Origin of the sequence: Streptomyces sp. CT34, assembly GCF_000805335.1 — a bacterium.
Lineage (GTDB): Bacteria > Actinomycetota > Actinomycetes > Streptomycetales > Streptomycetaceae > Streptomyces.
In genome coordinates, this window is the sequence record NZ_KN708638.1 from 3,615,590 (window position 1) to 3,641,021 (window position 25,432).

At 73.2% G+C, this 25,432-nt stretch carries 19 protein-coding genes; 6 read left to right on the forward strand and 13 right to left on the reverse strand.

All coding sequences use genetic code 11. The features are described from left to right. Positions 1-145 precede the first annotated feature (145 nt). The gene (locus RZ84_RS15700; protein WP_043264846.1) at positions 146-1,060 is read right to left on the reverse strand and encodes an SDR family NAD(P)-dependent oxidoreductase; all 915 of its coding nucleotides are present in this window, start codon (positions 1,058-1,060) and stop codon (positions 146-148) included. Between the two features lie 144 nt (positions 1,061-1,204). On the opposite strand from RZ84_RS15700, the gene RZ84_RS15705 reads away from it, so the two are divergent. Continuing rightward, positions 1,205-2,131 (forward strand): cyclase family protein, encoded by a 927-nt coding sequence (locus RZ84_RS15705; RefSeq protein ID WP_043264847.1) that lies wholly within the window; start codon positions 1,205-1,207, stop codon positions 2,129-2,131. Between the two features lie 465 nt (positions 2,132-2,596). Here the strand turns inward: RZ84_RS15705 and RZ84_RS15710 are convergent, their stop codons facing one another. The 3 genes from RZ84_RS15710 to RZ84_RS15720 form a co-directional block, all read right to left on the reverse strand. Then, a complete protein-coding gene (locus RZ84_RS15710) occupies positions 2,597-3,070 on the reverse strand; it encodes an ATP-binding protein (protein ID WP_043264848.1) in 474 nt (157 codons plus the stop codon). Positions 3,071-3,504: 434 nt separating this feature from the next. After that, positions 3,505-4,491 (reverse strand): acyl-CoA dehydrogenase family protein, encoded by a 987-nt coding sequence (locus RZ84_RS15715; RefSeq protein WP_043270001.1) that lies wholly within the window; start codon positions 4,489-4,491, stop codon positions 3,505-3,507. Positions 4,492-4,499: 8 nt separating this feature from the next. Beyond that, the gene (locus RZ84_RS15720; protein WP_043264849.1) at positions 4,500-5,654 is read right to left on the reverse strand and encodes an acyl-CoA dehydrogenase; all 1,155 of its coding nucleotides are present in this window, start codon (positions 5,652-5,654) and stop codon (positions 4,500-4,502) included. Positions 5,655-5,975: 321 nt separating this feature from the next. Between RZ84_RS15720 and RZ84_RS15725 the strand changes: the two genes are divergently transcribed. Continuing rightward, positions 5,976-7,562, forward strand: a complete 1,587-nt coding sequence (locus RZ84_RS15725; RefSeq protein WP_043264850.1) for a class I adenylate-forming enzyme family protein — start codon at positions 5,976-5,978, stop codon at positions 7,560-7,562. Positions 7,563-7,606: 44 nt separating this feature from the next. On the opposite strand, the gene RZ84_RS15730 is transcribed toward RZ84_RS15725, so the two are convergent. After that, entirely contained in the window at positions 7,607-9,940 is a 2,334-nt protein-coding gene (locus RZ84_RS15730; protein ID WP_043264851.1) for a protein kinase, read from the reverse strand. A 229-nt stretch (positions 9,941-10,169) separates the two neighbouring features. Continuing rightward, the gene (locus RZ84_RS15735) at positions 10,170-12,407 is read right to left on the reverse strand and encodes a serine/threonine-protein kinase (protein WP_241777729.1); all 2,238 of its coding nucleotides are present in this window, start codon (positions 12,405-12,407) and stop codon (positions 10,170-10,172) included. Between the two features lie 189 nt (positions 12,408-12,596). Here RZ84_RS15735 and RZ84_RS15740 point away from each other — a divergent pair, with 189 nt between their 5' ends. Beyond that, positions 12,597-13,820, forward strand: a complete 1,224-nt coding sequence (locus RZ84_RS15740) for a serine hydrolase domain-containing protein (RefSeq protein WP_043264852.1) — start codon at positions 12,597-12,599, stop codon at positions 13,818-13,820. 23 nt (positions 13,821-13,843) lie between these two features. On the opposite strand, the gene RZ84_RS15745 is transcribed toward RZ84_RS15740, so the two are convergent. Continuing rightward, positions 13,844-15,550, reverse strand: coding sequence for a glycerol-3-phosphate dehydrogenase/oxidase (locus RZ84_RS15745; protein ID WP_043264853.1), 1,707 nt, complete (start codon positions 15,548-15,550; stop codon positions 13,844-13,846). Positions 15,551-15,787: 237 nt separating this feature from the next. Between RZ84_RS15745 and RZ84_RS15750 the strand changes: the two genes are divergently transcribed. Beyond that, positions 15,788-17,035, forward strand: coding sequence for a nucleotide sugar dehydrogenase (locus RZ84_RS15750; protein WP_043264854.1), 1,248 nt, complete (start codon positions 15,788-15,790; stop codon positions 17,033-17,035). 291 nt (positions 17,036-17,326) lie between these two features. Here RZ84_RS15750 and RZ84_RS15755 read toward each other — a convergent pair whose 3' ends face one another. From RZ84_RS15755 to RZ84_RS15770, 4 genes are all read right to left on the reverse strand, one after another. Continuing rightward, on the reverse strand, positions 17,327-18,442 hold the full coding sequence (locus tag RZ84_RS15755; protein ID WP_043264855.1) for a GuaB3 family IMP dehydrogenase-related protein: 1,116 nt from the start codon (positions 18,440-18,442) through the stop codon (positions 17,327-17,329). A gap of 133 nt (positions 18,443-18,575) precedes the next feature. After that, entirely contained in the window at positions 18,576-20,078 is a 1,503-nt protein-coding gene (gene guaB / locus RZ84_RS15760) for an IMP dehydrogenase (RefSeq protein WP_043264856.1), read from the reverse strand. 163 nt (positions 20,079-20,241) lie between these two features. Next, positions 20,242-20,817: a sigma-70 family RNA polymerase sigma factor gene (locus tag RZ84_RS15765; RefSeq protein ID WP_043264857.1), complete on the reverse strand. Its 576-nt coding sequence runs from the start codon at positions 20,815-20,817 to the stop codon at positions 20,242-20,244. A 280-nt stretch (positions 20,818-21,097) separates the two neighbouring features. After that, on the reverse strand, positions 21,098-21,709 hold the full coding sequence (locus RZ84_RS15770; RefSeq protein WP_003948568.1) for a response regulator transcription factor: 612 nt from the start codon (positions 21,707-21,709) through the stop codon (positions 21,098-21,100). Between the two features lie 388 nt (positions 21,710-22,097). On the opposite strand from RZ84_RS15770, the gene RZ84_RS15775 reads away from it, so the two are divergent. Beyond that, the gene (locus RZ84_RS15775; RefSeq protein WP_043264858.1) at positions 22,098-22,430 is read left to right on the forward strand and encodes a WhiB family transcriptional regulator; all 333 of its coding nucleotides are present in this window, start codon (positions 22,098-22,100) and stop codon (positions 22,428-22,430) included. 146 nt (positions 22,431-22,576) lie between these two features. Here the strand turns inward: RZ84_RS15775 and RZ84_RS15780 are convergent, their stop codons facing one another. Then, positions 22,577-23,488, reverse strand: a complete 912-nt coding sequence (locus RZ84_RS15780; RefSeq protein WP_043264859.1) for a LysR family transcriptional regulator — start codon at positions 23,486-23,488, stop codon at positions 22,577-22,579. 79 nt (positions 23,489-23,567) lie between these two features. Between RZ84_RS15780 and RZ84_RS15785 the strand changes: the two genes are divergently transcribed. Then, positions 23,568-24,239 (forward strand): MOSC domain-containing protein, encoded by a 672-nt coding sequence (locus RZ84_RS15785; protein ID WP_043264860.1) that lies wholly within the window; start codon positions 23,568-23,570, stop codon positions 24,237-24,239. Positions 24,240-24,542: 303 nt separating this feature from the next. On the opposite strand, the gene RZ84_RS15790 is transcribed toward RZ84_RS15785, so the two are convergent. Next, positions 24,543-25,316: an SDR family NAD(P)-dependent oxidoreductase gene (locus RZ84_RS15790; RefSeq protein ID WP_043264861.1), complete on the reverse strand. Its 774-nt coding sequence runs from the start codon at positions 25,314-25,316 to the stop codon at positions 24,543-24,545. Between the last annotated feature and the right edge of the window lie 116 nt (positions 25,317-25,432).

The following is a 25,432-nucleotide window of genomic DNA, read 5'->3' on the forward strand; positions in this document are numbered from 1 at the left end:
CGCAGGCCCGCCACCGCACCCGACAGCCCCGCGCAGCGGCACCGCCCGCAGCAGGCGCAACGGCGGGACGGCCGAGAACGTGGGGCGCAAACCGCCGCAGGCGCAGAAGCGAGCACCCCCACGACGGGAAAGCCGACAACGTGTGCTAAGTATTCGGCCGCTTCGCGGCCTTCGCGGCCCGAGCCATCTCCTCCAGCCGAGCCAACATCGGCATCGGATCGACCCCGACAGACCCCGGCACCACCTCGGCGACCCGCTCCGGCGTCCACCCGCCCCCGTCGGCATACACGGAACGCAGTTCCGCCGGCTGCGCCCACACCGCGATCTTCGGCCCCGCCACCGTGTACACCTGGCCGGTGACCCCGTCGGCCCGTGCCCGCTCGCTCAGCAGATAGACCACGAACGCCGCCACGTCCTCCGGCTCGCCGATCTCCTTCAGCTCCATCGGCACGTTCGCCGACATCCGCGTCCGGGCGACCGGCGCCACCGCGTTCGCCGTCACCCCGTACTTGTGCAGGCCCAGCGCCGCGCTGCGCACCAGCGAGATGATCCCGCCCTTCGCCGAGGCGTAGTTCGCCTGCGCGACGCTGCCCTGGTGGTTGCCGCTGGTGAAGCCGATCAGCGTGCCGGACTTCTGCTTGCGCATCACCGCCGCGGCGGCCCGGAACACCGTGAACGTGCCCTTCAGATGCGTGGCGACGACCGGGTCCCACTCCTCCTCGGACATGTTGAAGAGCATCCGCTCGCGCAGGATCCCGGCCACGCACACCACCCCGTCGATCCGCCCGTACCGCGCCAGCGCGGTGTCCACGATCCGCTGCCCGCCGGCCATGGTGGAGACGTCGTCGGCGACGGCCGTGGCGCTGCCGCCGGCCGCCTCGATCTCCTTGACCACCGCCGCCGCGACCTCGCTGCTCGGTTCGCCGCCGTCGATCGAGACGCCGTAGTCGTTGACGATCACCTGCGCGCCCTCGGCCGCGGCGGCCAGGGCGACGGCCCGCCCGATACCGCGGCCCGCCCCCGTGACGGCGACCACCTTGCCGGCCAAGAAGTTCCCCATGCCGCGCCCCTTCCCACGTTTTCTGACGGGCCGTTAGATTTTTGAGCAGACGCGGCACGAACACAACCCCCCGAACCGAAGCCGCCACCCGCTCCCTCCGACCCACCTCCGAGCCACCCGCTCCGACCGAGGAGGCAGGACGCCGTGCCGCTGCCGCAGGAGTTCCACGACATCGCCAACCGCGTCAACAACTGGGGGCGTTGGGGCGCCGACGACGAGACCGGCACGCTGAACCTGATCACCCCGGACGTGGTGCGCGCCGCCGCCGCGACGGTACGCAGCGGGCTGCGCATCCCCCTCGCGCTGCCGCTCCGGCACGACGGTGTGCAGACCGGCGCGATCCCCGGCCGGACCAACCCGCTGCACACCATGGTCGCCGTCAACGAGGAGATCTTCGGCCCCGGTACGGTCGCCACCTCCGACGACACCGTCACGATGGGCCTCCAGGCCGCCACCCACTGGGACGGCCTCGGCCATGTCTCGCACTCCGGGCGGCTCTACAACAACCGCCCCGCCGGCTCCGTCACGGCGCACCGCGGCGCCACCGCGCTCGGTATCGAGAAGGCCGCCCCGATCGTCTCGCGGGGCGTGCTGCTGGACGTGGCCCGCGCGCACGGCCGCGACCGGCTGACGGGCGGGCACGCCGTCACCCCCGAGGACCTGGAGGCCGCCGAGGAGTTGGCCGGGACCGCGGTCCGGTCCGGCGACATCGCGCTGATCCGGACCGGCCAGCTCCGGCGCTACCTCGCCGGCGACCGGGAGGCGTACGCGTTCCCGTCCCCGGGCCTCTCGCTCCGCACCCCGGAGTGGTTCCACGCCCGCGACGTCGCGGCGGTCGCCAACGACACCCTCACGTTCGAGATCTTCCCGCCCGAGATCGCGAACCTGTGGATGCCGGTGCACGCCCTCCACCTCGTCGAGATGGGCATGCTCCAGGGCCAGAACTGGAATCTGGAGGAACTGTCGGCGGCCTGCGCGGCGGAGGGCCGCTACGCCTTCCTGCTGTCGGCGATGGCCGAACCGTTCGTCGGCGGCTGCGGCGCCCCGGTCGCGCCGGTCGCGGTGCTATGAGCCCGTCCGGCCGGGTGGCGGTGCGCTCATGCGCGCCCCGAGCACGGCACCGCGGACCGCCACCCTTCCCCGGCTACCGCTGGGGCCCCCAACCACGCCACGACCCGCACTCGCCAAGGCCCCGGACCGGCATACCGACATGGCGGCATCCCGACTCCCCTCCCGCGGCCTCGACGTCCCCTCGCGGCGAATCGCTCCCCCCAGAGTGATCACCAGGACACGCCACGTCAACACCTGGTCTGGACTAATTCCGCCACAGATTCCGCAGTTGCGGGCAAAATGCCCGATTCGTAGCGATTTCCCGCAACACCCCACGTCTCCTCGCGGCGCGCGGAACATCACCGCCGACGTCACCGCGGACGTCACTGCGGGCATCGTCACGGCTGCCACTGCGGACGCCATCGCGGACGTCACCGCAAACGCGACCGGCACCGTCACCGCGGTGCGGGGCGCGTCGCTCCCGCGTCATGCGCGGTGCGTCGCGGCGCAATGAGCGTCGTACGCCCCCAGGTCCGCTCCCGCCGCCATCAGCAGCGGCTGCCCGCGGTCCACCTCGCACCAGATCCGCTTGCCGGCGCCCTCGCGCTGCCAGCCCCAGCGGTCCGCCAGACCGTCGACCAGTTCCAGGCCACGGCCGTTGGTGTCCTCGCCGTCCGCGTGCCGCTGGCGCGGCGGTCGGGCACAGTCGTCCACCACTTCGACCCGTACGGTGCCGACCACGGCACCCGAGCCGGAGAAACACATCCGCAGCCGGGCCGCCGTGCCGGTATGCACCACGGCGTTGGTGACCAGCTCGGAGATCAGCAGGATCAGCGTCTCGGCGAGCGGTTCGTCCGCCCCTATGCCTGACCCCGCGAGCCTCGACCGGGCCCACCGCCGGGCCCGCCCCACCTCCGCGGGGTCGGGCCGCACGTCCAACTGCACTTGAAGCACCTGCACCGCTCACACCATCCGAACCGGCGGAAACATCGCCTCGCGCCTCCACGGAGTCACGATGCGTGACTCCGGCGAAGCACAGCATGGTTGACGTTCAGTCACCGCAACAACCGCTTCGGGCATATTCCAGCGCAAGGGAGTATGCGTGCGGCATACTGTGCGACGCACTTTGCGGGGAGTCGAACATGGGGGGTCTTCGGGGCCTTGCCCGAGGCGAGCGGCGCGCAGTCCGTAGCCCGGAGCCGCCCTTCCGACGGCACCGCGACCCTTGCGCCACAGGACCACTCGCACCCAACGGAGAGTACCCGAGCCGGGCCCCGACTCCCGCGTGTGACGAGTCACGCCTGGGACACAACCCGATATCGACCCTCCGTGACCGGTTATGCGTACTGAGTCCGACATTTCGCACACGGGTTGTCAGAGTCTGACCTCGTCCGTCACCCCGGCAGGGCGTCGGCCAGCCGTTCCTCCGCCTCCCGCGCGGTGCCCCAGCACTCGGCCCGCAACCACGCCCGCTTGAGATGCAGATGGACATCGGCCTCCCACGTGAAGCCCATCCCGCCGTGCACCTGGAGGCAGTCCCGGGCGTTGCGCACCGCGGCCTCGTCGGCGAGCAGTTTGGCGCCCGCGACATCGAGGGCCTCCCCCGTCACCGCCGCCGCGTACACCGCGCTCCGGGCCAGTTCGGCGCGCACCAGCATCCGCGCGCACAGGTGCTTGATCGCCTGGAAGGAGCCGATGGGCGCGCCGAACTGCTCGCGCTGCCGGGCGTGGCAGACCGCCGCCTCGACGGTGCGGGCGGCGCTGCCCAGCTGCTGGGCGGCGGTCAGCAGGGCCGCCTCGCGGCGCAGCCGGGGCACGTCCAGGGCGAGCGGGGCGCCGCGCGGCCACCCGGTGACACGGGCGAGCGGCGTCAGCGGGTCCACGGAAGCGAAGGGGGCGCAGGTGACCTCGGCGGCTGCGCTCCGATACGCCTCACCGGTGCGCCCCCGTGCGCCCCGTGTGCCCTCCATCGTGCCCTCTGCGCCCTCCCCCAGGAACACCACCTCGTCGCAGCCCGCCGGGTGTTCCCACAGCACCGGATCGGCCGCGGCGTCGCACAGCCCGGCGACCCGCTCGCCGGTCGCCACGCCGTCCACCACCCCGGCCAGCAGTTGCCCGGCCACCAGCGGCCCGGGTAGCAGTGCCCGGCCGGCCTCCTCGAAGACCAGGACCGCCTCCGGCAGTCCGAGGCCGACACCGCCCGCCGCCTCCGGGAGCCGCAGCGCGAAGAACCCGGCGTCGCCCAGCTCGCGCCACAGCGCGCGGTCGGGCGCCGGGTCGTCGACCGCCGCCCGCAGCCGGTCCCGGCCGTACCGCCCGGCCAGCAGCGCACGGGTGCCGTCCCGCAACGCCCGTTGGTCGTCGGTCAGTTGGAAGTCCACCGGTCCGGTCACCGCCCCTTCGGCAGGCCGAGAATCCGCTCGGCGACGATGTTCCGCTGGATCTGGGAGGTGCCCGCGGCGATGGTGTACGAGAGGGCGGAGAGGCGGTCGGCGACCCATTCCCGCTCGGCGTCCAGCGATGCCGCGCCCAGCACCTCCGCCGCCGCGTCGTAGAGCTCCTGACGGGCGTGCGAATAGCGCAGCTTGAAGACCGAACCGCCGGCGCCGGGAACGCCGCCCACGTGCTGCGCCTCGCTGACGTTCCACTGGGTCAGCCGCCACAGCGCCGCGAACTCCGCGTGCAGTCCGCCCAGTCGGCGGCGGAGCACCGCATCGTCCCAGCGGCCGTTCGCGCGGGCCTTACGGGCGAGTTCGCCGAGCACCCGGCGGCAGGCCACCACCTCACCGACGAACGCGGTGCCGCGCTCGAAGGACAGCGTCACCATCGTCACCCGCCAGCCATCGTGCTCCGCGCCGACGCGGTACGCGGCCGGCACCCGCACCTCGTCGAGGAACACCTCGGCGAACTCGGCCGACCCGGCGAGCGTGCGCAGCGGCCGTACGGTCACCCCGGGGGCGTCCATCGGCATCGCCAGCCAGCTGATGCCGCGGTGCCGGGGGGCGTCGGGGTCGGTGCGGACGAGCAGTTCGCACCAGTCGGCGACCTCGGCGTGCGAGGTCCAGATCTTGCTGCCGGACACCACGTAGTCGTCGCCGTCCCGTTCGGCCCGGGTACGGAGCGAGGCGAGGTCGGAGCCGGCGTCCGGTTCGCTGAAGCCCTGGCACCAGATCTCGTCGCCGCGCAGGATCGGCGGCAGCCAGCGGGCGCGCTGCGCGGCGCTGCCCTCCGCGGCGATGGTGGGGCCGGCGTGCAGCAGCCCGACGAAGTTCGCACCGACGTACGGGGCGCCGGCCTTCTCGGTCTCCTCCAGGTAGATCAAGTGCTGGGTGGGCGTGGCCCCTTGACCCCCGGCGTCCACGGGCCAGTGCAGTCCCGCGTACCCGGCGTCGTACAGCATCCGCTGCCAGGCCGCGTCATACGCCCGCCGGCCGGGCCAGTCGGCCGCGGCCGGCTTCGGCGGCAGCTTCGGCAGCACCTCGGCGAGCCACTCCCGCAGCCGCGCCCGGAAGGCTTCCTCCTCCTCGGTGTACGTGAGGTCCATCAGCGGTCCCGGCGGTTCGCCGGGGGCCGGGCCGGGCAGCGGCGCGCGAGCCTCCGGCCGTCGGGACTGGCGGTGCGCGGTGGCTGCATCGGGCTCCCCTGTTCCCCTCGCCCCTCGCCCCTCGTCCGGTCGCCCCGACGTGGGCCAGAACGGCAAGAATCTGATGGGACGTCAGAAGGAGGCTAGCCCCGGGCCCTCTGGACCGGCAAGGCGCCGAACCTCTAACCTCAAGGGCTGATCTGACGTAGCGTCAGGACAGAAATTCCAACGGCACACCTCCGGCCGGAGCCGGAGGGCGGCGGCAGCCGACGGGAGGGACGGATGACCGGCAGCACCCTCTGGGACCTGGTCGCCTGGCGGGCCGACCGCACGCCGGACGCCGCCGCGCTCATCCAGGGCACCCCGTCGGCCCGGCACGAGCGCCGGATCACCTTCGGCGGACTGCACCGACGCGCGGAACGGGTCGCCGCCGGACTGTACGAGCGGGGCGTACGGCCGGGCAGCCGGGTCGTCTGGCAGCTGCCGACCCGGATCGAGACGGTCCTCTTCAGCCTGGCGCTGGCCCGCATCGGCGCCGTCCAGAGCCCGGTCGTCCCGCTCTACCGCGACCACGAGGTGGACCAGGTGCTGCGCCGCACCCGGGCCGCTTTCGTCGCCGTCCCGGGCACTCCCCGGGGCGGTGACCAAAGCGGCTTCGGCCACACCGCGTTCGACCACACCGCGATGGCGCACCGGCTGGCCGCCGCGCTGCCGGACCCGCCGGCGGTCATCGAGGCGTACCGGCCGGCCACCGGCCACGGGCCCGGTGACGGCCTGCCCGACGGTGACCCGGCCGTCCTGCCCCCGCCGCCCACCGACCCCGGCGAACCCCGTTGGATCTACTGGACCTCGGGCACCACCGCGGCCCCCAGGGGCGTACTGCACACCGACCGCAGCCTGCGCACCGCCGGCCGCCGGCTGGCCGAGGCGCTGCGCATCGCCCCGTCCGACGTCGGCTCGATGGCCTTCCCGTACGCCCATGTCGCCGGCTCCGACTACACGGTGCTGCTCCTGCTGCACGGCATCCCGGCCCTGCTGCTGGAGCGCTTCGCGCTGCCCGGCTCGCTCGCCGCCTACCGGCGCCACCGGGTCACCCTCGCCGGCGGCTCCACCGCCTGCTACGCCCTCTTCCTCGCCGAGCAGCGCAAACTCCCGCCGGGGCGGCGGCTGTTGCCGTCCCTGCGGCTGCTGGCCGGGGGTGGCGCTCCCAAGCCGCCCGAGCTGTACCACGAGGTCGTCGCCGAGCTGGGCTGCCAACTCACCCACGGCTACGCACTGACCGAGGCCCCGATGGTCACCATGGGCGACCCCCGCGACAGCCCCGAACTGCTCGCCACCACCGACGGCCGGCCGCCCGCCGGCATGGAGATCCGCATCGCGCCCGGCAGCGGGGAGATCCTGCTGCGCGGGCCGGCCGTCTGCCACGGCTACCTCGACGAGCCGGCCCCGTTCGACGCGGACGGCTTCCTGCCCACCGGCGACATCGGGCACCTCACGCCCACCGGACACCTCGTCGTCACCGGCCGCCTCAAGGACATCATCATCCGCAAGGGCGAGAACATCTCCGCACGGGAGATCGAGGATCTGCTCTACGGGCACCCGGACATCACGGAGGCGGCGGTCATCGGCCTGCCCGACGCGGAGCGCGGCGAACGGGTCTGCGCGGTCGTCGAACAGCCACCTGGAGCACGGGAGTTGACCCTGGGTGCGGTCACCTCCCGGCTGCTCTCCCAGGGGCTGGCACCGCACAAGCTGCCCGAGCAGCTGGAGGTGCTGGCCGCCCTGCCGCGCGGCGCGACGCTGCGCAAGGTGCTCAAGCAGGAACTGCGGGAGCGGTTCGGGGGTGAGGCGGGCCGAGCGGAGAGCTGAGCGTGCGGTGACGCCGACGAACGCCAACCGGCTGCTTGCTCTGGCTAGTTGGGGCGGTACGAGCTGCTCGCCTGCTCGTACCGCTTGTCCACCTCACTGCGGCCGGTGTCCGGGCCGATGACCATGACGATGTGGTAGCGGCCGTTGTGGATCATCGCGAGGTTGCGGACGTAGACCTGGCGGCCACTGCCGTCCCGCCAGGTGAAGGTGCCCTCGGCCATCGCCGTCTGCCCGACGTCGATGCGCCGCAGCCCGGACGACGAGGACCAGCCGGCACCCCGGTAGGGCGCCAGCTCGGGCTCCTTGTCCTGCTGATACGCCATCGGGTCCGCGCCGGCCCGCGCGGTGGTGTCGCGGCCGGGCACCACCACCAGCTCGAAGTCACCGCCCGTATAGCGCACCTGGCCCTGATCGGTCTCGGCACGGCGCTGCCAGCCCTTGGGGACCGCGATCCGGAACCCCATCGGGTCCGTCCGCAGCTCGTAGCCCGGCGCGAGATTCCCGGGCGCGGTGGTCTGCGGTTCGCCCGTCCCCGGGGAGGCGCTGCCGCCGGTCCCGCCGCCGTCCCGGCCGGCCGACGGGGTCGGGCCGCCGCCGGGCACCGCACCCGAGGAGCCGCTGAGGTCCGCGCCGGACGGGCCGCCCGCCGACGCCGCGCCGGACTTCGGCAGGAACACCATGGCGTACGCGATCCCGCCCACCATCAGGAGCAGGATCACGGTCAGCAGCACCCGGCCCAGGCTCCGCGGCGCCCGCCCCGGCCGCGACCGCTGCGGCGCCCGCCCGAGCCCGACCTGGCCCAGCAGCTCCTGCGCCTCGTACGGATCCCCGGAGGGGCGGCCCGCGGACCGGGGCGGCCGGGCGGGCCGGGCGGCCTTGGCGGGCCGCAGCGGCCTGGGCTGCCGGGGGATCCGCGGCGGACGCGACGGCCGGTCCCGGCCGCCCGGCGCGGGCCGCCCGGCGGGCACCGGGCCCGGCTGCGCACCGCGGGCCCGGACCTTCTTCTGCCGCCCCCTGCGGACCAGTTCGCCGCGGCGCCGGACGATCGGCAGCCGCCGCGGATCGGCGCCCCGCTCCAGCGCGGGCAGCGTCACCGGCCGGCTGCCCAGATCCGGCTCCGGCGCCGTACGGATCAGCGACCGCAGCCGGGCGCGCAGCTCCTCGAACTCCGGGCGGGCGGCCGGGTCCTGGCACAGCAGCGCCTCGACGACCGGCCGCAGCGCCCCGCACTCCGCGGCTCCGGCGGGCGGCTGCGCCGCCACCAGCCGCACCAGCTCGGCGGCGCTCTCCTCGGGGAACGGCGGATGCCCCTGCACGCTGCGGAACAGCAGAGCGCCGACCGCCCACAGATCCGTCGCCGGGCCCGCCTCCGGCGCCGCGCCCTCGCCCGGCGGCCCGGCCTGCTCCGGTGCCCAGCGCTCGGTGACCGCCCCGACGACCTGGAGCCGCGCCTGCCGGGCCCGCTCGGCGGCGAGCCCGGTGAGCCCGGTGACCCCGGTGAGCCCGGCAGGACCCTCCTCGGGGGCGGGGCTCTCCTCGGCGACGGACGCGTCACCGGGCGCGTCACCGGTAGCGGGCGCGTCACCGGCGGCGCCCCGCGCCTGCTTGACCAGCGACGTCCGGCCCGGCGACGTCCGGCCCCACGGCGCGCCGCCCGGGGCCGTCGCGGGCCCGTCCGCCGCCCTCGGCACCGGGTCGTACCCGCACAGCGCCTCCTGGGCCGCCCCGGCCGCCAGACCGGTCAGCATGGCCCGGCCGTCGTCGCAGATCAGGACCGTACGGGCGGTGATGTTGCGGTGGATCCAGCCGTGCGCGTGCAGCGCGCGGAGCGCCGTCAGCACGTCGGCGGCGACCTCCGCGGCGCGGTGCGGGGACAGCGTCCGCTCGGCGAGCAGCGCGGACAGCGGGCGGGCCGGGAGGAGTTCGCCGACGATCCACAGGCTGCCGTCCTGTGCGAAGACGTCGAAGACCTGGTCGAGCAGCGGATGGTCGGGCAGCCGGGCGGCCGACGTCGCCGCCTCCAGCGCGCGCCGGACGACGGGATCGCGGGGGCTGCGGTCGGCACCGCCCGCGGCTCTGACGGACCGCGCCCCGCCCCCGTCGGCGGCCCAGGGCTCCGCGAACCCCGGCCGCCCGCCGTCCGCCCCCACGACCTCGGCGTCCACCACCTCCGGCAGCGGCACCTGACGGACCAGCACCTCCTGGCCGCTGTACGTGTCGAACGCCCGGGTCTCGGCGAACCGGTCGGCGAGCCGGACATCGAAGGCGACCTCGAAGCCGTCCGCGGCGTCGGCGCCGGCGTCGCCGAAGCCGTCGCCGGAGGGGCGCACCGGCAGGCGGTAGCGCTCGGCGAGCACTCTTCCCGCGTACTCCTCCACGACGCCTCCCCGGGGCCCGCGCCGCATTCCCGCGGATTGCGGATGCGTACGGCTCTGGACCTCTCACGATACGTGGCAGCACTGACAGTTGAGCCCGCCGGAGCGCACCGCGCGCCGTGTCCCCCCCCGGGTCGGCCCGGGTCGGTCCCGCACCGTGCCCGTGTCGGTCCATCGCCGTGCCCGTGTCGGTCCATCGCCGTACCCGTGTCAGTCCATCGCCGTGAACCTGTCAGTCCTTCACCGTGAACGTCCGGAAGGCCGTGTCGCGCAGCTGCCGGCACTCCTTCTCGTCCCAGGAGTCCGCCTTGCAGGTGATCATGATGGCGAAGCCGTGCTGGTCGTCGACCCGGAAGCCGCGGTTGAGCACCCGCACCTCCGTGCCGCCCTGCTGGCGGGTGAACGACCAGTCCGCGACGGTCGGGTAGCCCCGCCAGTCGACGGCCTTGATGCCGATCAGGTGGTAGCCGTCGCTGGAGCCGGCCACGCTCGGCTCCAGGCTGCGCCAGGCAGCCGCCGCGTCCTGGCCGGGCTGGTCGTTGAAGTCGACCTGGACACGCGGGAAGCCGCCCGAGGCGCTGTATATCGCGCCGGAGTTCTCGCCGGCCGTGCCGGTCTGCCGGAAGCCGTCGGGCATGGCCATACGGAAGTGGAACCCGCCGTTGGCCACCTCGGCGAAACCGGCCGGGACCGCCGTGCCCTCCTTGGCATCGCCCGTGCCGCCGCCCGTGCCGCCGTCCTTGCCGCCGTCCTGGGCACCGCCGTTGGCGCCGCCCGGTGTCCCGCCCTGCTTCGGCGACCCGGCGGAACCCGGCCCGTCCGTACCCGGGTTCGCGCTCGCGTCGGCCGACTTCGTGGCCGGCTCGCCCGCGGACGCCGCCTTGCCCTGTGGACCTGCCGCGTGGTCGCTGCTGCCGTCGCCGCCGCTGAACGCCAGGGCGAGCACCGTGCCCAGCACCGCGAGGACCACGACGACCGCGATGATCAGCGTGCGGCGCGGCACGACGTCGGTGACCGAGGCGCGCGGGGCGGCGGGGCGGTCGCCGTCACCGCCGGGTCTGGACTCCGGCCGCGCCGTGGCGGCCGTGGCAGCCGCGGCGGCGTTCCGCACCGACTTCAGGGCGGCGCGCAGCCGCTCCTTGGTGGCCTCCGAGGCGAACCCGAGGCGGACCGGCGACCGGTCCTCACCGGACGCGGCCGGGGCGGTGCGCTCCGGTTCCGCCGGCCCGGAGCCGGACCGCTGCGAACCGTCCTTGCCCTGCTGCCCCGAAGGGCCCTTCTTCTCCGCCGCGTTCGGCGCAGTCGCCTTCGCGCCCTTCGTGCCCTTCGTGCCCCTCGTGTCCGTCGCGCCCTTGGACGCGACGGCACCGGCCGCACCGCCGGAGCCACCGGAACCCGCCGCCGCGGCGGTCCCCGCGGCGCCGCCGGACTCCACGGCCGCCGCCGTCCCGGCCGCGGCGCCCGCGGGCTTCCCCTTGGGCTTCCGCGGGACGCGCTGCTTCGCCGCGCTCTTCGCCGGCTTCCCGGCCGCGGACCGGTCGGACCGCTCCGACCGATCCGCCCGCTCCTTGGGCACCGCGGGCAGCGCCATCGCCCGGGTGGCGTCCGCCGGGGGCTCCGGCCTGGGCTCCGGGGCGTGGATGACGTCCAGCAGCAGCGCCCGCGCACCGGCGTCGTCCAGCCGGGCCGCCGGGTCCTTGACCAGCAGCCCGTGGATGACGTCCTCCAGCCGCCCGGCGCTCTTGGGCGGCTGGACCGGCTCGGTCATCACGGCCGTGAGGGTGGCGATCGCCGACCCCTTGTCGTACGGCGGGACGCCCTCCACGCAGGCGTAGAGCAGCCCGCCCAGGGACCACATGTCGGCCGGCGGGCCCGGCTTCTGGCCGCGGGCCCGCTCCGGGGAGATGTACGAGGGCGCGCCGACGAGCATGCCGGTCGAGGTCACCGAGGGGTCGCCCTCGACCTGGGCGATCCCGAAGTCGGTGAGCACCACCCGGCCGTCGTCCGACATCAGGACGTTGGACGGCTTCACATCGCGGTGCAGGATGCCCTGGCCGTGGGCGGCGCGCAGCACGTCGAGCACGGCGAGGCCGACCTCGGCGGCGCGCCGCGGGGTCAGCGGGCCGTCGTCGCGGACCACCTCGGCGAGCGAGCGGCCCTCGACGAGCTCCATGACGATCCACGGCCGGTCGTCCTCGTCGACCACGTCGTAGACCGTCACCGCGCCGTTGTTGCGGATCCTGGCGATCGCCTTGGCCTCGCGCAGGGTGCGGGTGATCAGGCGGCGCTTCTCGTCCTCCTCGACCCCGCCGGGGAAGCGCAGTTCCTTGACCGCGACCGTACGGCCCAGGACCTCGTCTCCGGCCCGCCAGACAGTGCCCATACCGCCCCGGCCGAGAACATCGGCGAGCCGGTACCGGCCGGCGAGCAGCCTGCCCTCCTTGCCGTCCATCTCGACCTCGTCGCCCACTGAATCCCCTCTGCAATCCAGCCGAGTTGGCAGCTTCGATACTCCATCGATCGCCAAACTGGTCCAACTCGGACAACCCACCCTGGCAGAGCCTTCATTCTCCCTCATCCGCGGCCATGCGGAAGGCCCGGGTCGGTGCGGGACGGCACCGCGCACCCGTCATGATGGCCCCGACGACGGGAGTTCTTTTTGGCTATCCGCCCGCCGCGCCCGGGACCGCCGGGCATCCGCCACGCGGCACCCCGCACGATGCTCCACGCGCTGTGGTCCGCCGCCCAGGCCGCCCTGACCGCACTGGCCCTGACGGCGTGTACCGCGCTCCCCGCCGTCTTCGATCCGTCCGCGCCGGCATCCCGGCCGCCGACCACCACGGCGGCCGCACTGCACCGCCTGGTCACCGACGGGGCGCCCGGCGCCGCCTCGCTGGTCACCCGCGACGGCCGGATCGGCGCCTCGCGGTTCGCCACGGCCGGCGTCGCCGATCTGCGCAGCGGCCGGAAGATGGGGCGCCTGGACCACTTCCGCGCGGGCAGTCTCACCAAAACTCTCGTCGCCACGGTGGTCCTGCAACTCGTCGCCGAGCGGAAACTCGCCCTGGACGACCGCGCGGGCGCGCGGCTGCCGGCCGGCGTGCCGGTCACCGGGGCCGGCAGCCGGAGCGATCTGCGGCGGGTAACGATCCGCCAGCTGCTGGACCACACGAGTGGTTTGTTCAACTACACCCAGGACCACCGACTGTCCGAACAGCTGTACGGAAGCGGCTTCGGCGCCCACCGCTACGACCGCTACGCCCCGGCCGCACTGCTGCGGACCGCCCTCGACCACCCGCCGGTGGCCGCCCCGGGCGCCCGCTACTCCTACTCCAACACCAACTACCTCGTACTCGGCCTGGTCATCAGGGCGGTCACCGGCCACCCGTACGCCGCCGAACTCGACCGCCGCATCCTCGGTCCCGCGGGTCTGCACCACACCTCCTTCCCCGGCGACGACCCGGCGCTGCCCGCACCGCACGGCCGCGGCTACTCCCTCATCGGCGACCACCGCGTCGACAGCACCTCCCTGGACCCCAGCCGGGCCGGTGCCGCGGGCGAGATGGTCACCACCCTCGGCGACCTCAACCGGTTCTTCGCCGCGCTCCTCGGCGGCCGGCTCCTGCCGCCGCGCCAGATGGCCGAGTTGCGCAGCGAACGGCCCACCGACGGCGTCTACGGCCTGGGCCTGTACGCCACCCGACTCCCCTGCGGCGTCACCGTCTGGGGCCACAACGGCGACATCAACGGCTCGTACGCGCAGAGCGCGGGCACCGCCGACGGCCGGCACGTGGTCAGCTACCGGATCAACACCGACGCCCCCGCCCGCCCCGCCGACGGCACCGCCGTCCTCACGTCGGAGTTCTGCGCACCCCGCACGTGACGGGGCGTCCGGCCGCCGCGCGGCTACAGCGGCACGATGTCCGGCGCGCCCAGCCGCGCCGCGTCCGCCGTCAGGTCGTCGGGCTGCCGCTGCGATTCGCGCTCCGCCTCGACCCGCTTCTGGTAGTGCGCGATCTCCTTCTCGATCTGGTCGCCGTCCCAGCCGAGCGCCGGCGCCATCAGTTCGGCGGCCTCGCGGGCGCTGCGGGTGCCCCGGTCGAAGGTCTCGATGGAGATCCGGGTCCGCCGGGTCAGCACGTCGTCGAGGTGCCGGGCGCCCTCGTGCGTGCAGGCGTAGACGACCTCGGCCCGCAGGTAGTCGTCCGCGGCGGACAGCGGCGCGCCCAGCGAGGGATCGGCCACCACCAGCTCCAGCAGCTCATCGGTGAGCGACCCGTAGCGGTTCAACAGGTGCTCTATACGGGCCACATGCAGTCCGGTCCGCGCCGCCATCCGGGCCCGCGCGTTCCACAGCGCCCTGTAGCCCTCCGCCCCCACCAGCGGCACGTCCTCCGTGACGCACTCCGCGACCCGGGTGTCCAGCCCGTGCACCGCCTCGTCCACCGCGTCCTTGGCCATCACCCGGTACGTGGTGTACTTGCCGCCCGCGACCACCACCAGGCCCGGCACCGGATGCGCGACCGTGTGCTCCCGCGACAGCTTGCTGGTGGCGTCCGACTCCCCGGCCAGCAACGGCCGCAGCCCGGCGTAGACCCCCTCCACGTCATCCCTGGTCAGCGGCGTCGCGAGCACCGCGTTCACATGCTCCAGCAGATAGTCGATATCGGCGCTGGAGGCCGCCGGGTGCGCCTTGTCCAGATCCCAGTCGGTGTCGGTCGTCCCCACGATCCAGTGCCGCCCCCAGGGAATGACGAACAGCACGCTCTTCTCGGTCCGCAGGATCAGCCCGGTCGTCGAATGGATCCGGTCCTTGGGGACGACGAGGTGGATCCCCTTCGACGCCCGGACGTGGAACTGCCCGCGCTCCCCTATCAGCGCCTGGGTGTCGTCGGTCCACACCCCGGTCGCGTTGACGATCTGCCGGGCCCGGACCTCGTGCGTCCCGCCGCCCTCGACGTCCTGCACCCGCGCGCCGACCACCCGCTCGCCCTCGCGCAGAAAACCCACCACCCGCGCCCGGTTGGCGACATGCGCCCCGTAGGCGGCGGCGGTCCGCACGACGGTCGCCACGTACCGGGCGTCGTCCATCTGCGCGTCGTAGTACTGGAGCGCGCCGACCAGCGCGTCCTTCTTCAGGCACGGCGCCACCCGCAGCGCCTTGCGGTGCGAGAGATGGCGGTGGACGGGCAGCCCCCGGCCGTGCCCCGACGAGACCGCCATCCCGTCGTACAGCGCCACCCCGGAACCGGCGTACCAGCGCTCCCAGCCCTTGTGCTGCAACGGGTAGAGGAACGGGACCGGTTTGACCAGATGCGGCGCCAGCCGCTCCAGCAGCAGCCCGCGCTCCTTCAGCGCCTCCCGCACCAGCGCGAAGTCCAGCATCTCCAGGTACCGCAGGCCGCCGTGGATGAGCTTGCTCGACCGGCTGGACGTGCCCGAGGCCCAGTCACGCGCCTCCACCAGCCCGGTGTCCAGCCCCCGGGTCGCCGCGTCCAGTGCCGTACCGGCGCCGACGACTCCGCCGCCGACCACCAGAACGTCCAGTTCGCGTTCCGCCATTTGAGTGAGCGCCTGGGCACGCTGCGCCGGTCCGAGTGTCGCTGTCTTCACCGCTGCCTCCCGCTGTGATCGGAGCCACACCCCCCGTCCGTCGATTCTGTCGGCGCCCGGTGCCGCAAGCCACCCTCCGCTCACATCGGCAACACCCCGCCACCTTGATCCCCCAATACCCATTCTGGGTCAAATATCCGCTTAGTCTACTTATGCCGCTTTAGTCGCAGATGCGCTGGAACGGCAGACGTCATGCGCCCACCCACCCCACCGTCGCCAGGGAAGGACGGCAGCAGCATGCCCGCAGACCTCGCCGTCATCGGACTCGGCGCCCTCGGCCTCCCGCTCGCCCAGGCCGCCACCGCCGCCGGCATCGGCACCATCGGCTACGACCCCGACCCCCGCACCGCCGCGCTTCCCGGCACCGACGGGCCGCTGTCCCCCGCCGAGATCCGCCGGCTGCTCTCCGCCGGTTTCCGCACCACCACCGACCCCACCGCCCTCGGCCGGGTCCGCACGGCCGTCGTCTGCGCACCCGTCCCGCTCGGCGAGGACCGCGCACTGGACCTCGGCGCGGTCGCCGAGGCGGCCCGCGCGCTCGCCGTCCAACTGCGCCCGCACACCACGGTCATCCTCGAATCCACCGGCTACCCCGGCACCACGGAGGACGTCGTCCGCCCCCTCCTCGAAGAGGGCTCCGGCCTCACCGCCGGCCGCGACTTCCACCTCGCCTGCTCCCCCACCCGGCACGACCCCGGCAACCGCACCCACCGCTACGGCAACACCCCCAAGGTCATCGGCGGCCTCACCCCCGCCTGCACCGAGGCCGCCGCCGCCTTCTACGGCCGGCTCACCGACAAGGTCGTCCGCGCCCGCGGCCCCCGCGAGGCCGAGACCGCCAAGCTGCTGGAGACCAACTACCGCCACGTCAACATCGCGCTGATGAACGAGATGGCGGTCTTCTGCCACGACATCGGCGTCGACCTGTGGGACGTCATCCGCTGCGCCGAGACCAAGCCGTTCGGCTTCCAGTCCTTCCGCCCCGGCCCCGGAGTCGGCGGCCACGCCGCCCCCATCGACCCCAACTACCTCTCCTACAAAGGCCGTTCACTGGGTCACCCGCTCCGCATGGTGGAACTCGCCCAAGAGGTCAACGGCCGGATGCCGCGCTATGTCATCCAGCGCTGCGCCACCCTCCTCAACGAACACGGCAAGTCCGCCCGCGGCGCCCGGGTCCTGCTGCTCGGCGTCACCTACAAGCCCGACATCGGCGACCAGGCCGGCTCCCCGGCCCGCGAGGTCGCCTCCCGTCTGATGGAACTGGGCGCGAACCTCACCTACCACGACCCCTACGTCCCCCAGTGGAGCGTCCTCGACCGCCCGGTCCCGCGCGCCGACTCCCTCTACGAGGCCGCCTCCGCCGCCGACTTGACGGTGCTGCTCCAGCCGCACCGCACCTACGACCTCCAGGGCCTGGCGGTCAAGGCCCAACTCCTCCTGGACACCCGCGGCGCCACCCCCACCGGAGCCGCCCACCGTCTCTAGCCACCCCTCCCCGGAAAGCCGAAAGCCCGGCCGCACCGAAGCGCAGCCGGGCTTTACCACCCCTCGCCGGGGCGGGGACCCGCAACGTACGGGAGGGGTTGGGGCCGGAGGGGTGGGTGTGGGGACGTAAAGCGCAGCAGTCCCCACACCCACCCCGGAGGCCCCGACCCCGGCAGGAGCACCGGGCGGGGGCCCCGCCCCAACACCTCTCCCGCCGAAGGCGGTTCAGAAACAACAGAAGGGACACGGCGGGAAACCCGACAACGTGGGCCTACCGCCGGGGCGCCAAGGCTACCGCCGCGGAGCGACCGTCACCTCAACCCGCTGGAACTCCTTCAGCTCCGAGTAGCCGGTGGTCGCCATCGCACGCCGCAGCGCGCCGAAGAAGTTCATCGACCCGTCCGGCGTCGTCGAGGGACCGCACAGGATCTCCTCGGTCGTACCGACCGCGCCGAGGTCCATCCGCTTGCCGCGCGGCACGTCCTGGTGGACGGCCTCCATGCCCCAGTGGTGGCCACGGCCGGGCGCGTCCGTCGCACGGGCCAGCGGCGAGCCCATCATCACCGCGTCCGCGCCGCAGGCGATCGCCTTCGGCAGGTCGCCGGAGAAGCCCACCCCACCGTCCGCGATGACGTGCACATACCGGCCGCCGGACTCGTCCATGTAGTCCCGGCGCGCCGCGGCGACGTCGGCCACCGCGGTCGCCATCGGCACCTGGATGCCCAGGACGTTGCGGGTGGTGTGCGCGGCCCCGCCGCCGAAGCCGACCAGCACACCGGCCGCGCCGGTACGCATCAGGTGCAGCGCCGCGGTGTACGTGGCACAGCCGCCCACGATGACCGGCACGTCCAGCTCGTAGATGAACTGCTTCAGGTTCAGCGGCTCGGCGGCGCTCGACACATGCTCGGCCGACACCGTCGTCCCGCGGATCACGAAGATGTCCACGCCCGCGTCCACGACCGCCTTGGAGAACTGCGCGGTGCGCTGCGGCGAGAGCGCGGCGGCGGTGACGACACCGGCGTCCCGCACCTCCTTGATCCGCTGCCCGATCAGCTCTTCCTTGATCGGCGCCGCGTAGATCTCCTGGAGCCGCTTGGTGGCCACGGCGCCGTCCAGCTCCGCGATCTCCGCGAGCAGCGGCTCCGGGTCCTCGTACCGGGTCCAGAGCCCTTCGAGGTTGAGCACGCCGAGGCCGCCCAGCTCGCCGATGCGGATGGCGGTCTGCGGCGAGACCACCGAGTCCATCGGAGCCGCCAGGAACGGCAGCTCGAAGCGGTAGGCATCGATCTGCCAGGCGATCGAGACCTCCTTCGGGTCGCGGGTGCGACGGCTGGGTACGACGGCGATGTCGTCGAATGCGTATGCCCGGCGGCCACGCTTGCCGCGTCCGATCTCGATCTCAGTCACGTGTTCTGCCTTCCTACGGAATACGCCCCCAGTATCCCCGACCGGGGACACGGGGGGCGCATCAGCGTCTCACTCCGCCGCCCGCGCCCGCATCCCGTCCACGACGCGGACGGCGCGGGCGGGCGCTACCGGCTCAGCCCCGGGCGTAGTTGGGCGCCTCGGTGACCATCTGGACGTCGTGCGGGTGGCTCTCCTTGAGGCCCGCGGACGTGATCCGCACGAAGCGGCCCTTCTCCTTGAGCTCGGGGATGTCGGCGGAGCCGACGTAGCCCATGGAGGCGCGCAGACCGCCGACGAGCTGGTGGGCAACCGAGGCCAGCGGGCCGCGGTAGGGCACCTGGCCCTCGATGCCCTCCGGGACCAGCTTGTCCTCGGAGAGGACGTTGTCCTGGAAGTAGCGGTCCTTGGAGTAGGAGCGGCCCTGGCCGCGCGACTGCATCGCGCCCAGCGAGCCCATGCCCCGGTAGGACTTGAACTGCTTGCCGTTGATGAAGACCATCTCGCCCGGCGACTCCTCGCACCCGGCGAGCAGCGAGCCCAGCATCACGGTGTCCGCACCGGCCGCGATCGCCTTGGCGATGTCCCCGGAGAACTGGAGGCCGCCGTCGCCGATCAGCGGTACATCCGCCGCGTGGCACGCCTGCGCGGCCTCGTAGATCGCGGTGACCTGCGGTACGCCGATGCCCGCGACGACCCGCGTGGTGCAGATCGAGCCGGGGCCGACGCCGACCTTCACGCCGTCGACGCCCGCGTCGATCAGCGCCTGGGCGCCGTCCCGGGTGGCGACGTTGCCGCCGACGACATCGACGCTGATGTTGGACTTGACCTTGGCGATCATGTCGAGGATGCCGCGGCTGTGGCCGTGCGCGCTGTCGATGACCAGGAAGTCCGCCCCGGCCTCGACCAGCGCCTGGGCCCGGTCGTAGGCCGCGTCGCCGACGCCCACCGCGGCACCGACGACCAGCCGGCCCTCGGCGTCCTTGGCCGCGTTCGGGTACTTCTCCGCCTTGACGAAGTCCTTGACCGTGATCAGGCCCTTGAGCACACCCGCGTCGTCGACCAGCGGCAGCTTCTCGATCTTGTGGCGGCGCAGCAGCTCGATGGCGTCGTCGCCGGAGATGCCGACCTTGCCGGTGACCAGCGGCATGGGCGTCATGACCTCGCGGACCTGACGGCTGCGGTCCATCTCGAAGGCCATGTCGCGGTTGGTCACGATGCCCAGCAGCTTGCCCGCGGCATCGGTGACCGGCACCCCGCTGATCCGGAACTTGGCACACAGCGCGTCCGCGTCGGCGAGCGCGGCGTCCGGCCGGACCGTGATCGGGTCGGTGACCATGCCCGACTCGGAACGCTTGACCAGATCGACCTGGTTGGCCTGGTCCTCGATCGAGAGGTTGCGGTGCAGCACACCCGCACCGCCCTGGCGCGCCATCGCGATCGCCATCCGCGCCTCGGTGACCTTGTCCATCGCGGCGGACAGCAGCGGGATGTTCACATGGACGTTCCGCGAGACGCGGGAGGCGGTGTTCACCGCGTTGGGCAGCACCTCCGACGCACCGGGCAGCAGCAGCACGTCGTCGTATGTCAGTCCGAGCATGGCGAATTTGGCGGGCATACCGTCGACGTTGTCACTCATGACACCTTCCCCAATGCTCTTGCCTCAGCGCGGACTCCCATGCTAACGGCCTTGTGGGGTGTCCCAATCCACGACGGATGAGGGGCTGGTCACTCGTACATTCCTACGGCGACAACCCGCCGTATGGCACGGAACCGGCCGGGGAACGCGACCCGCGGGCAGGTCACTGCTCGGCGAGCGCCCGGAGTCTGCTCAGCGCCCGGTGCTGGGCGACCCGTACCGCGCCGGGCGACATCCCCAGCATCTGCCCGGTCTCCTCTGCCGTCAGCCCGACGGCGACCCGCAGCAGCACCAGCTCCCGCTGGTTCTCCGGCAGATTGGCCAGCAGCTTCTTGGCCCACTCCGCGTCGCTGCTGAGCAGCGCCCGCTCCTCGGGCCCCAGGGAATCGTCGGGCTGCTCGGGCATCTCGTCCGACGGCACGGCCGTACTGCCCGGGTGCCGCATCGCGGCCCGCTGGAGGTCGGCCACCTTGTGCCCGGCGATCGCGAAGACGAACGCCTCGAAGGGCTTTCCGGTGTCGCGGTAGCGGGGCAGTGCGCACAGCACCGCGACACAGACTTCCTGCGCGAGGTCCTCGACGAAGTGCCGGGCGTCACCCGGCAGCCGGGAGAGCCGGGTGCGGCAGTAGCGCAGCGCGAGCGGATGCACATGGGCCAGCAGATCGTGCGTGGCCCGCTGGTCGCCCTCGACGGCACGTGCGACGAGAGCGCCGATCTCCTGCTTCCCGTCATCGCGCATCGGTCCATGGTGCCTTGGCGCCGAACGATCATCGGCATCAGGTCCATGCTTGTGCACTGAAGCGTTGTGCGCGGCAGGTGCGCCGGTTGTCATCTCCTGCGCCCTCCCCTCGTGCCCGACCGACCCGTCCCCGAGGAACTCCATGCCTCAAGGATGCGGCACCGCGCGGGGAATCGGGCCGCCACGGGATCCGGGCGGCGTGCGGGGCGCCTTGCCACCCCGCCCGCCACAGGGCGGGCGGGGATCTTCAATCCCCCGCATCGCTGCACGTCACCTCGCCTCAGCGGACCAGTCCCCAGCGGAAACCGAGCGCCACCGCGTGAGCCCGGTCGGAGGCGCCGAGTTTCTTGAAAAGCCGCCGCGCGTGCGTTTTGACGGTGTCCTCGGAGAGAAACAGCTCACGTCCGATCTCGGCGTTGGAGCGGCCATGACTCATGCCCTCCAGCACCTGGATCTCGCGGGCGGTGAGCGTGGGCGCGGCCCCCATCTCGGCGGACCGCAGCCGGCGCGGGGCGAGCCGCCACGTCGGATCGGCGAGCGCCTGGGTCACCGTCGCCCGCAGCTCGGCGCGCGAGGCGTCCTTGTGCAGATAGCCGCGGGCGCCGGCGGCGACGGCGAGCGCGACGCCGTCCAGGTCCTCGGCGACCGTGAGCATGATGATCCGGGCACCGGGGTCTGCGGACAGCAGCCGGCGCACGGTCTCGACACCGCCGAGACCGGGCATCCGTACGTCCATCAGAATCAGGTCCGAGCGGTCCGCCCCCCAGCGGCGGAGGACTTCCTCGCCGTTGGCCGCGGTCGTCACGCGCTCGACGCCGGGCACGGTTGCCACCGCCCGACGGAGCGCTTCTCGGGCAAGCGGGGAGTCGTCGCAGACGAGGACGGATGTCATGACTGACCTCCGTGGCTCTCGCAGCTGATGCGCGTCACCTTGAGCCTCCAGGCTGGTACGTATCGTCACCTGTGCGATTGACGGCCTCGGACACTTGCCCGAGGGCTACCTCTGTCAACCGCCTCCGCACACTCAACGACGGTCACTCGAAAGAGTTACGGCTTCGGCGACCGAGTTCAGCACGCTCCGTGAGGAGCCGGATACGCAGGCGACCCAACAGGCGACCGGCATCCGCGCGTGCACCCTATGCCCTATTTGGCTCTCTTTCTTCCATTTTCGCGTCGACTATGACTAGATTCGCAATGAGTCATATTTACATCTACTTCGACAGTAGATGTACGGTCGTGAGCACCGAGCCCGAATCAGCATCGCTTCGAGGGGACAAGCAATGGCAGATTTCTCCCGGCTCCCGGGCCCGAACGCAGACCTCTGGGACTGGCAGCTGCTGGCCGCCTGCCGCGGTGTCGACAGCTCTCTGTTCTTCCACCCCGAGGGCGAGCGCGGAGCGGCCCGCAGCGCGCGTGAGACATCGGCGAAGGAGGTCTGCATGCGCTGCCCCGTGCGGGCCCAGTGCGCGGCGCATGCGCTGGCCGTACGCGAGCCCTACGGGGTCTGGGGCGGCCTCACCGAGGACGAGCGCGAGGAGCTCATGGGCCGGGCCCGGCACCGGCTGGTCCCCGCGACCTCACTGCCCGGCCACGCGAGCATGCCCGGCGCCTGACCGCCGGACCGGACCGTCACCGAAGAAACGATCCTGCAACTGCACCGCCCTGCACTGCCTCCGCGCTACCGCCCTGCGCCGCACCGTTCCGCGCCGCCGCAGCGCCGCTCCCCCCGTGACGCGCCACCCCTCCCGGGTCCGCGCGGTCAGCGCCCCACCGCGTCCGCCAGCTGGTCGAGCATCGCGCCGACCGCGGGCACCTGCGCCAGATCCGGCAGCGTGAGCGCGACGATCTCGCGGTGCACGGCCGGCTCCATCCGCACCGTGGTGGCCCCCTTGGGCCGTACCGACTCCAGTGTCAGCTCGGGCAGCGCGGCCACCCCCAGGCCCGCCCCGACCAGCCCGATCACCGCCGGATAGTCATCGGTCGCGAAGTCGATGCGCGGGGTGAACCCGGCGCTCTCGCAGACCTCGACGAGATGCGTGCGGCAGCGCGGGCAGCCCGCGATCCAGGGCTCACCGGCCAGGTCGGCGAAGCACGCGGTGCCGGCCTTCGCCAGCCGGTGGCCGTCCGGGACCAGGCCGATCAGCCGGTCCGACAGGATCGGCCGGACCACCAGGTCCTCCCACTCCGCCCCGGCCGCCGGGTCCGCGCCGCGCACCTCGGGATAGCGGAAGGCCAGCGCGATCTCGCAGTCGCCGCCGCGCAGCAGCTCGATCGAGCGCGGCGGCTCGGCCTCGTCCAGCGAGACCCGGATGCCCGGGTGGGCGGCGCGCATCTTGGCGAGCGCGGTCGGCACCAGCGTCGAGCTGCCCGACGGGAACGACACCAGCCGCACCCGGCCCGCGCGCAGGCCCGCGATCGCCGCGACCTCCTCCTCCGCCGCGGTGAGCCCCGCCAGGATGCCGACGGCGTGCCGTACCAGCGCCTGGCCCGCCTGCGTCAGCCGCATCTCGCGGCCCGCGCGCACCAGCAGGGGCGTGCCCGCCGACTGCTCCAGGGCCTTCATCTGCTGGCTGACGGCCGGCTGCGTGCAGCCCAGCTCCCGCGCGGCGGCGGAGAACGAGCCGGTCCTGGCGACGGCGCGCAGCACTCGGAGATGGCGGGCTTCGATCACCCCTCAAGCATAAGCGAATCTTGGATAGACCGGGAAAAAATGGATGCGCTCTTTGCCTACGGTGGCTTACCGTGCGGACATGGACGCGAAGCTGCTGACCGTGAATCTGGGGCGGGCCACCCCGTCCGCGTACACCTCGGCCGAGGGCGGTACGGGCATCGACAAACGCCCGGTGGACGGTCCGGTGGCGGTCAGTGCCCCCGGGCCCAAGGGTGTCGGCGGAAGCGGCCTGGCCGGCGACGCGGTGGTCGACCTGCGCCATCACGGCGGTGACGACCAGGCCGTCTACGCGTACGCCCGCGAGGACCTCGACGACTGGCAGCGCGCGCTGGGCCGCGAGCTGGCCAACGGCTTCTTCGGCGAGAACCTCACCACCTCCGGCCTCGACGTCAGCGGCGCCCGGATCGGCGAACGTTGGCGGGTGGGGCCGGAGTTGCTGCTGGAGGTGACCTCGCCGCGGATCCCCTGCCGGACGTTCCAGGGGCGGCTCGGCGAGCGCGGCTGGATCAAGCGGTTCACGGAGGCCGCGGTGCCCGGCGGGTATCTGCGGGTGCTGGAAGCGGGCGAGATCCGCGCCGGGGACACCGTGGAGGTGGTGCACCGCCCGGACCACGACGTGACCCTCGTGCTGATGTTCCGCGCCCTGACCACCCGGCGCGAGCTGCTGCCGCGCCTACTGGAGGCGGGCGCGGCGCTTCCCGCGGAGGGCCGGGAGACGGCGCTCAAGTACCTGGAGCGGACGGGCGGTTGAGCGGTTGAGGGAGCGCTGACGGGAGGCGGTGGGGCAGGCGAACGGCACGGCTCAGGGCCTGTCCGGCCCTGACCCCACGGACAGACCTTCAGGCCCTGCCGTCAAACTCCCGTCTGCCGGGCGACGCCCTGTACGTGCCCCCACCCCCGAACGGCTTCGCACGGCTCGGGCGGGCCCCCTTCGCCGCACCGGGCGACGACCCCGGTACTCCAACAGGGGCCGTCGCCCGGCACGCCGAGAGCACGGCACCGGACGCCGCCCGGCCCGCCCCTCGGGCGGACGACGGGAGTGTGACGGCAGCCCCTAGCGCGGGCCGTACTTGCGGCCGGTGTGGGAGGTCAGGCCGCCCAGGACGCCGCGCGGGGCGAGCTTCACCGCACCCATCAGGGCCTTGTAGCGCGGGTCCGGAACGGACAGCGACTTGCCGCGCGCCAGGTCCTTCATCGCCGCGTCCACCAGCTTGTCCGCGTCCAGCCACAGCCAGCCCGGGATGTTGTCCGTCCCCATCCCGGCCCGCTGGTGGAACTCGGTACGGACGAAACCGGGGCACAGCGCCATCAGCCGCACCCCGCTGCCGGCCAGGTCGCGGGCGGCACCCTGGGTGAACTGCACCACCCACGCCTTGCTCGCCCCGTACGTACCGCGCGGGACGAACGCCGCCACGGACGCGACATTGACGACGGCGCCGCGCCGGCGGTCGCGCATACCGCGCGCCGCGGCCGTGGTCAGCCGCAGCACGGCCTCGCAGTGCACCTTCAGCATCGTCAGCTCGTCGGCCATCGGGACTTCGAGGTATTCGCCCTTGTTGCCGAAGCCGGCGTTGTTGACCAGAAGATCCACCGGGTGCCGGGAATCGCCGAGCCGCGCCTCGACGGCGGCGATGCCCTCGTCGGTGGACAGATCGGCGCCGAGCACCTCCGCCTCGATTCCGTGCCGGTCGTGCAGTTCGGTGGCCTGCTCCCGCAGCCGCTTCTCGTCACGGGCCACCAGCACCACACTGTGGCCGTCGCTCGCGAGACGGCGGGCGAATGCGGCGCCGATGCCGGCGGTCGCTCCTGTGATCAATGCAGTCGTCATACCGGCACGGTATCCGGGTCGGGGCGGCCGGTCGCCCCGACCCGGTATCGCGTTCACCCGCCGGCACGGCCGGAGTTCACCGCGGGCGGCCGGCGGGGGGCGGCGGGGGCGCCCCC

Excerpts from the sequence above, each read along its gene's own strand:
- RZ84_RS15700 (WP_043264846.1), bottom strand. The coding sequence starts at position 1,060 with ATGGGGAACTTCTTGGCCGGCAAGGTGGTCGCCGTCACGGGGGCGGGC.
- RZ84_RS15720 (WP_043264849.1), bottom strand. The coding sequence starts at position 5,654 with ATGGACCTCACGTACACCGAGGAGGAGGAAGCCTTCCGGGCGCGGCTG.
- RZ84_RS15725 (WP_043264850.1), top strand. The coding sequence starts at position 5,976 with ATGACCGGCAGCACCCTCTGGGACCTGGTCGCCTGGCGGGCCGACCGC.
- RZ84_RS15750 (WP_043264854.1), top strand. The coding sequence starts at position 15,788 with ATGCCCGCAGACCTCGCCGTCATCGGACTCGGCGCCCTCGGCCTCCCG.
- guaB (WP_043264856.1), bottom strand. The coding sequence starts at position 20,078 with ATGAGTGACAACGTCGACGGTATGCCCGCCAAATTCGCCATGCTCGGA.
- RZ84_RS15765 (WP_043264857.1), bottom strand. The coding sequence starts at position 20,817 with ATGCGCGATGACGGGAAGCAGGAGATCGGCGCTCTCGTCGCACGTGCC.
- RZ84_RS15770 (WP_003948568.1), bottom strand. The coding sequence starts at position 21,709 with ATGACATCCGTCCTCGTCTGCGACGACTCCCCGCTTGCCCGAGAAGCG.
- RZ84_RS15775 (WP_043264858.1), top strand. The coding sequence starts at position 22,098 with ATGGCAGATTTCTCCCGGCTCCCGGGCCCGAACGCAGACCTCTGGGAC.
- RZ84_RS15785 (WP_043264860.1), top strand. The coding sequence starts at position 23,568 with ATGGACGCGAAGCTGCTGACCGTGAATCTGGGGCGGGCCACCCCGTCC.
- RZ84_RS15790 (WP_043264861.1), bottom strand. The coding sequence starts at position 25,316 with ATGACGACTGCATTGATCACAGGAGCGACCGCCGGCATCGGCGCCGCA.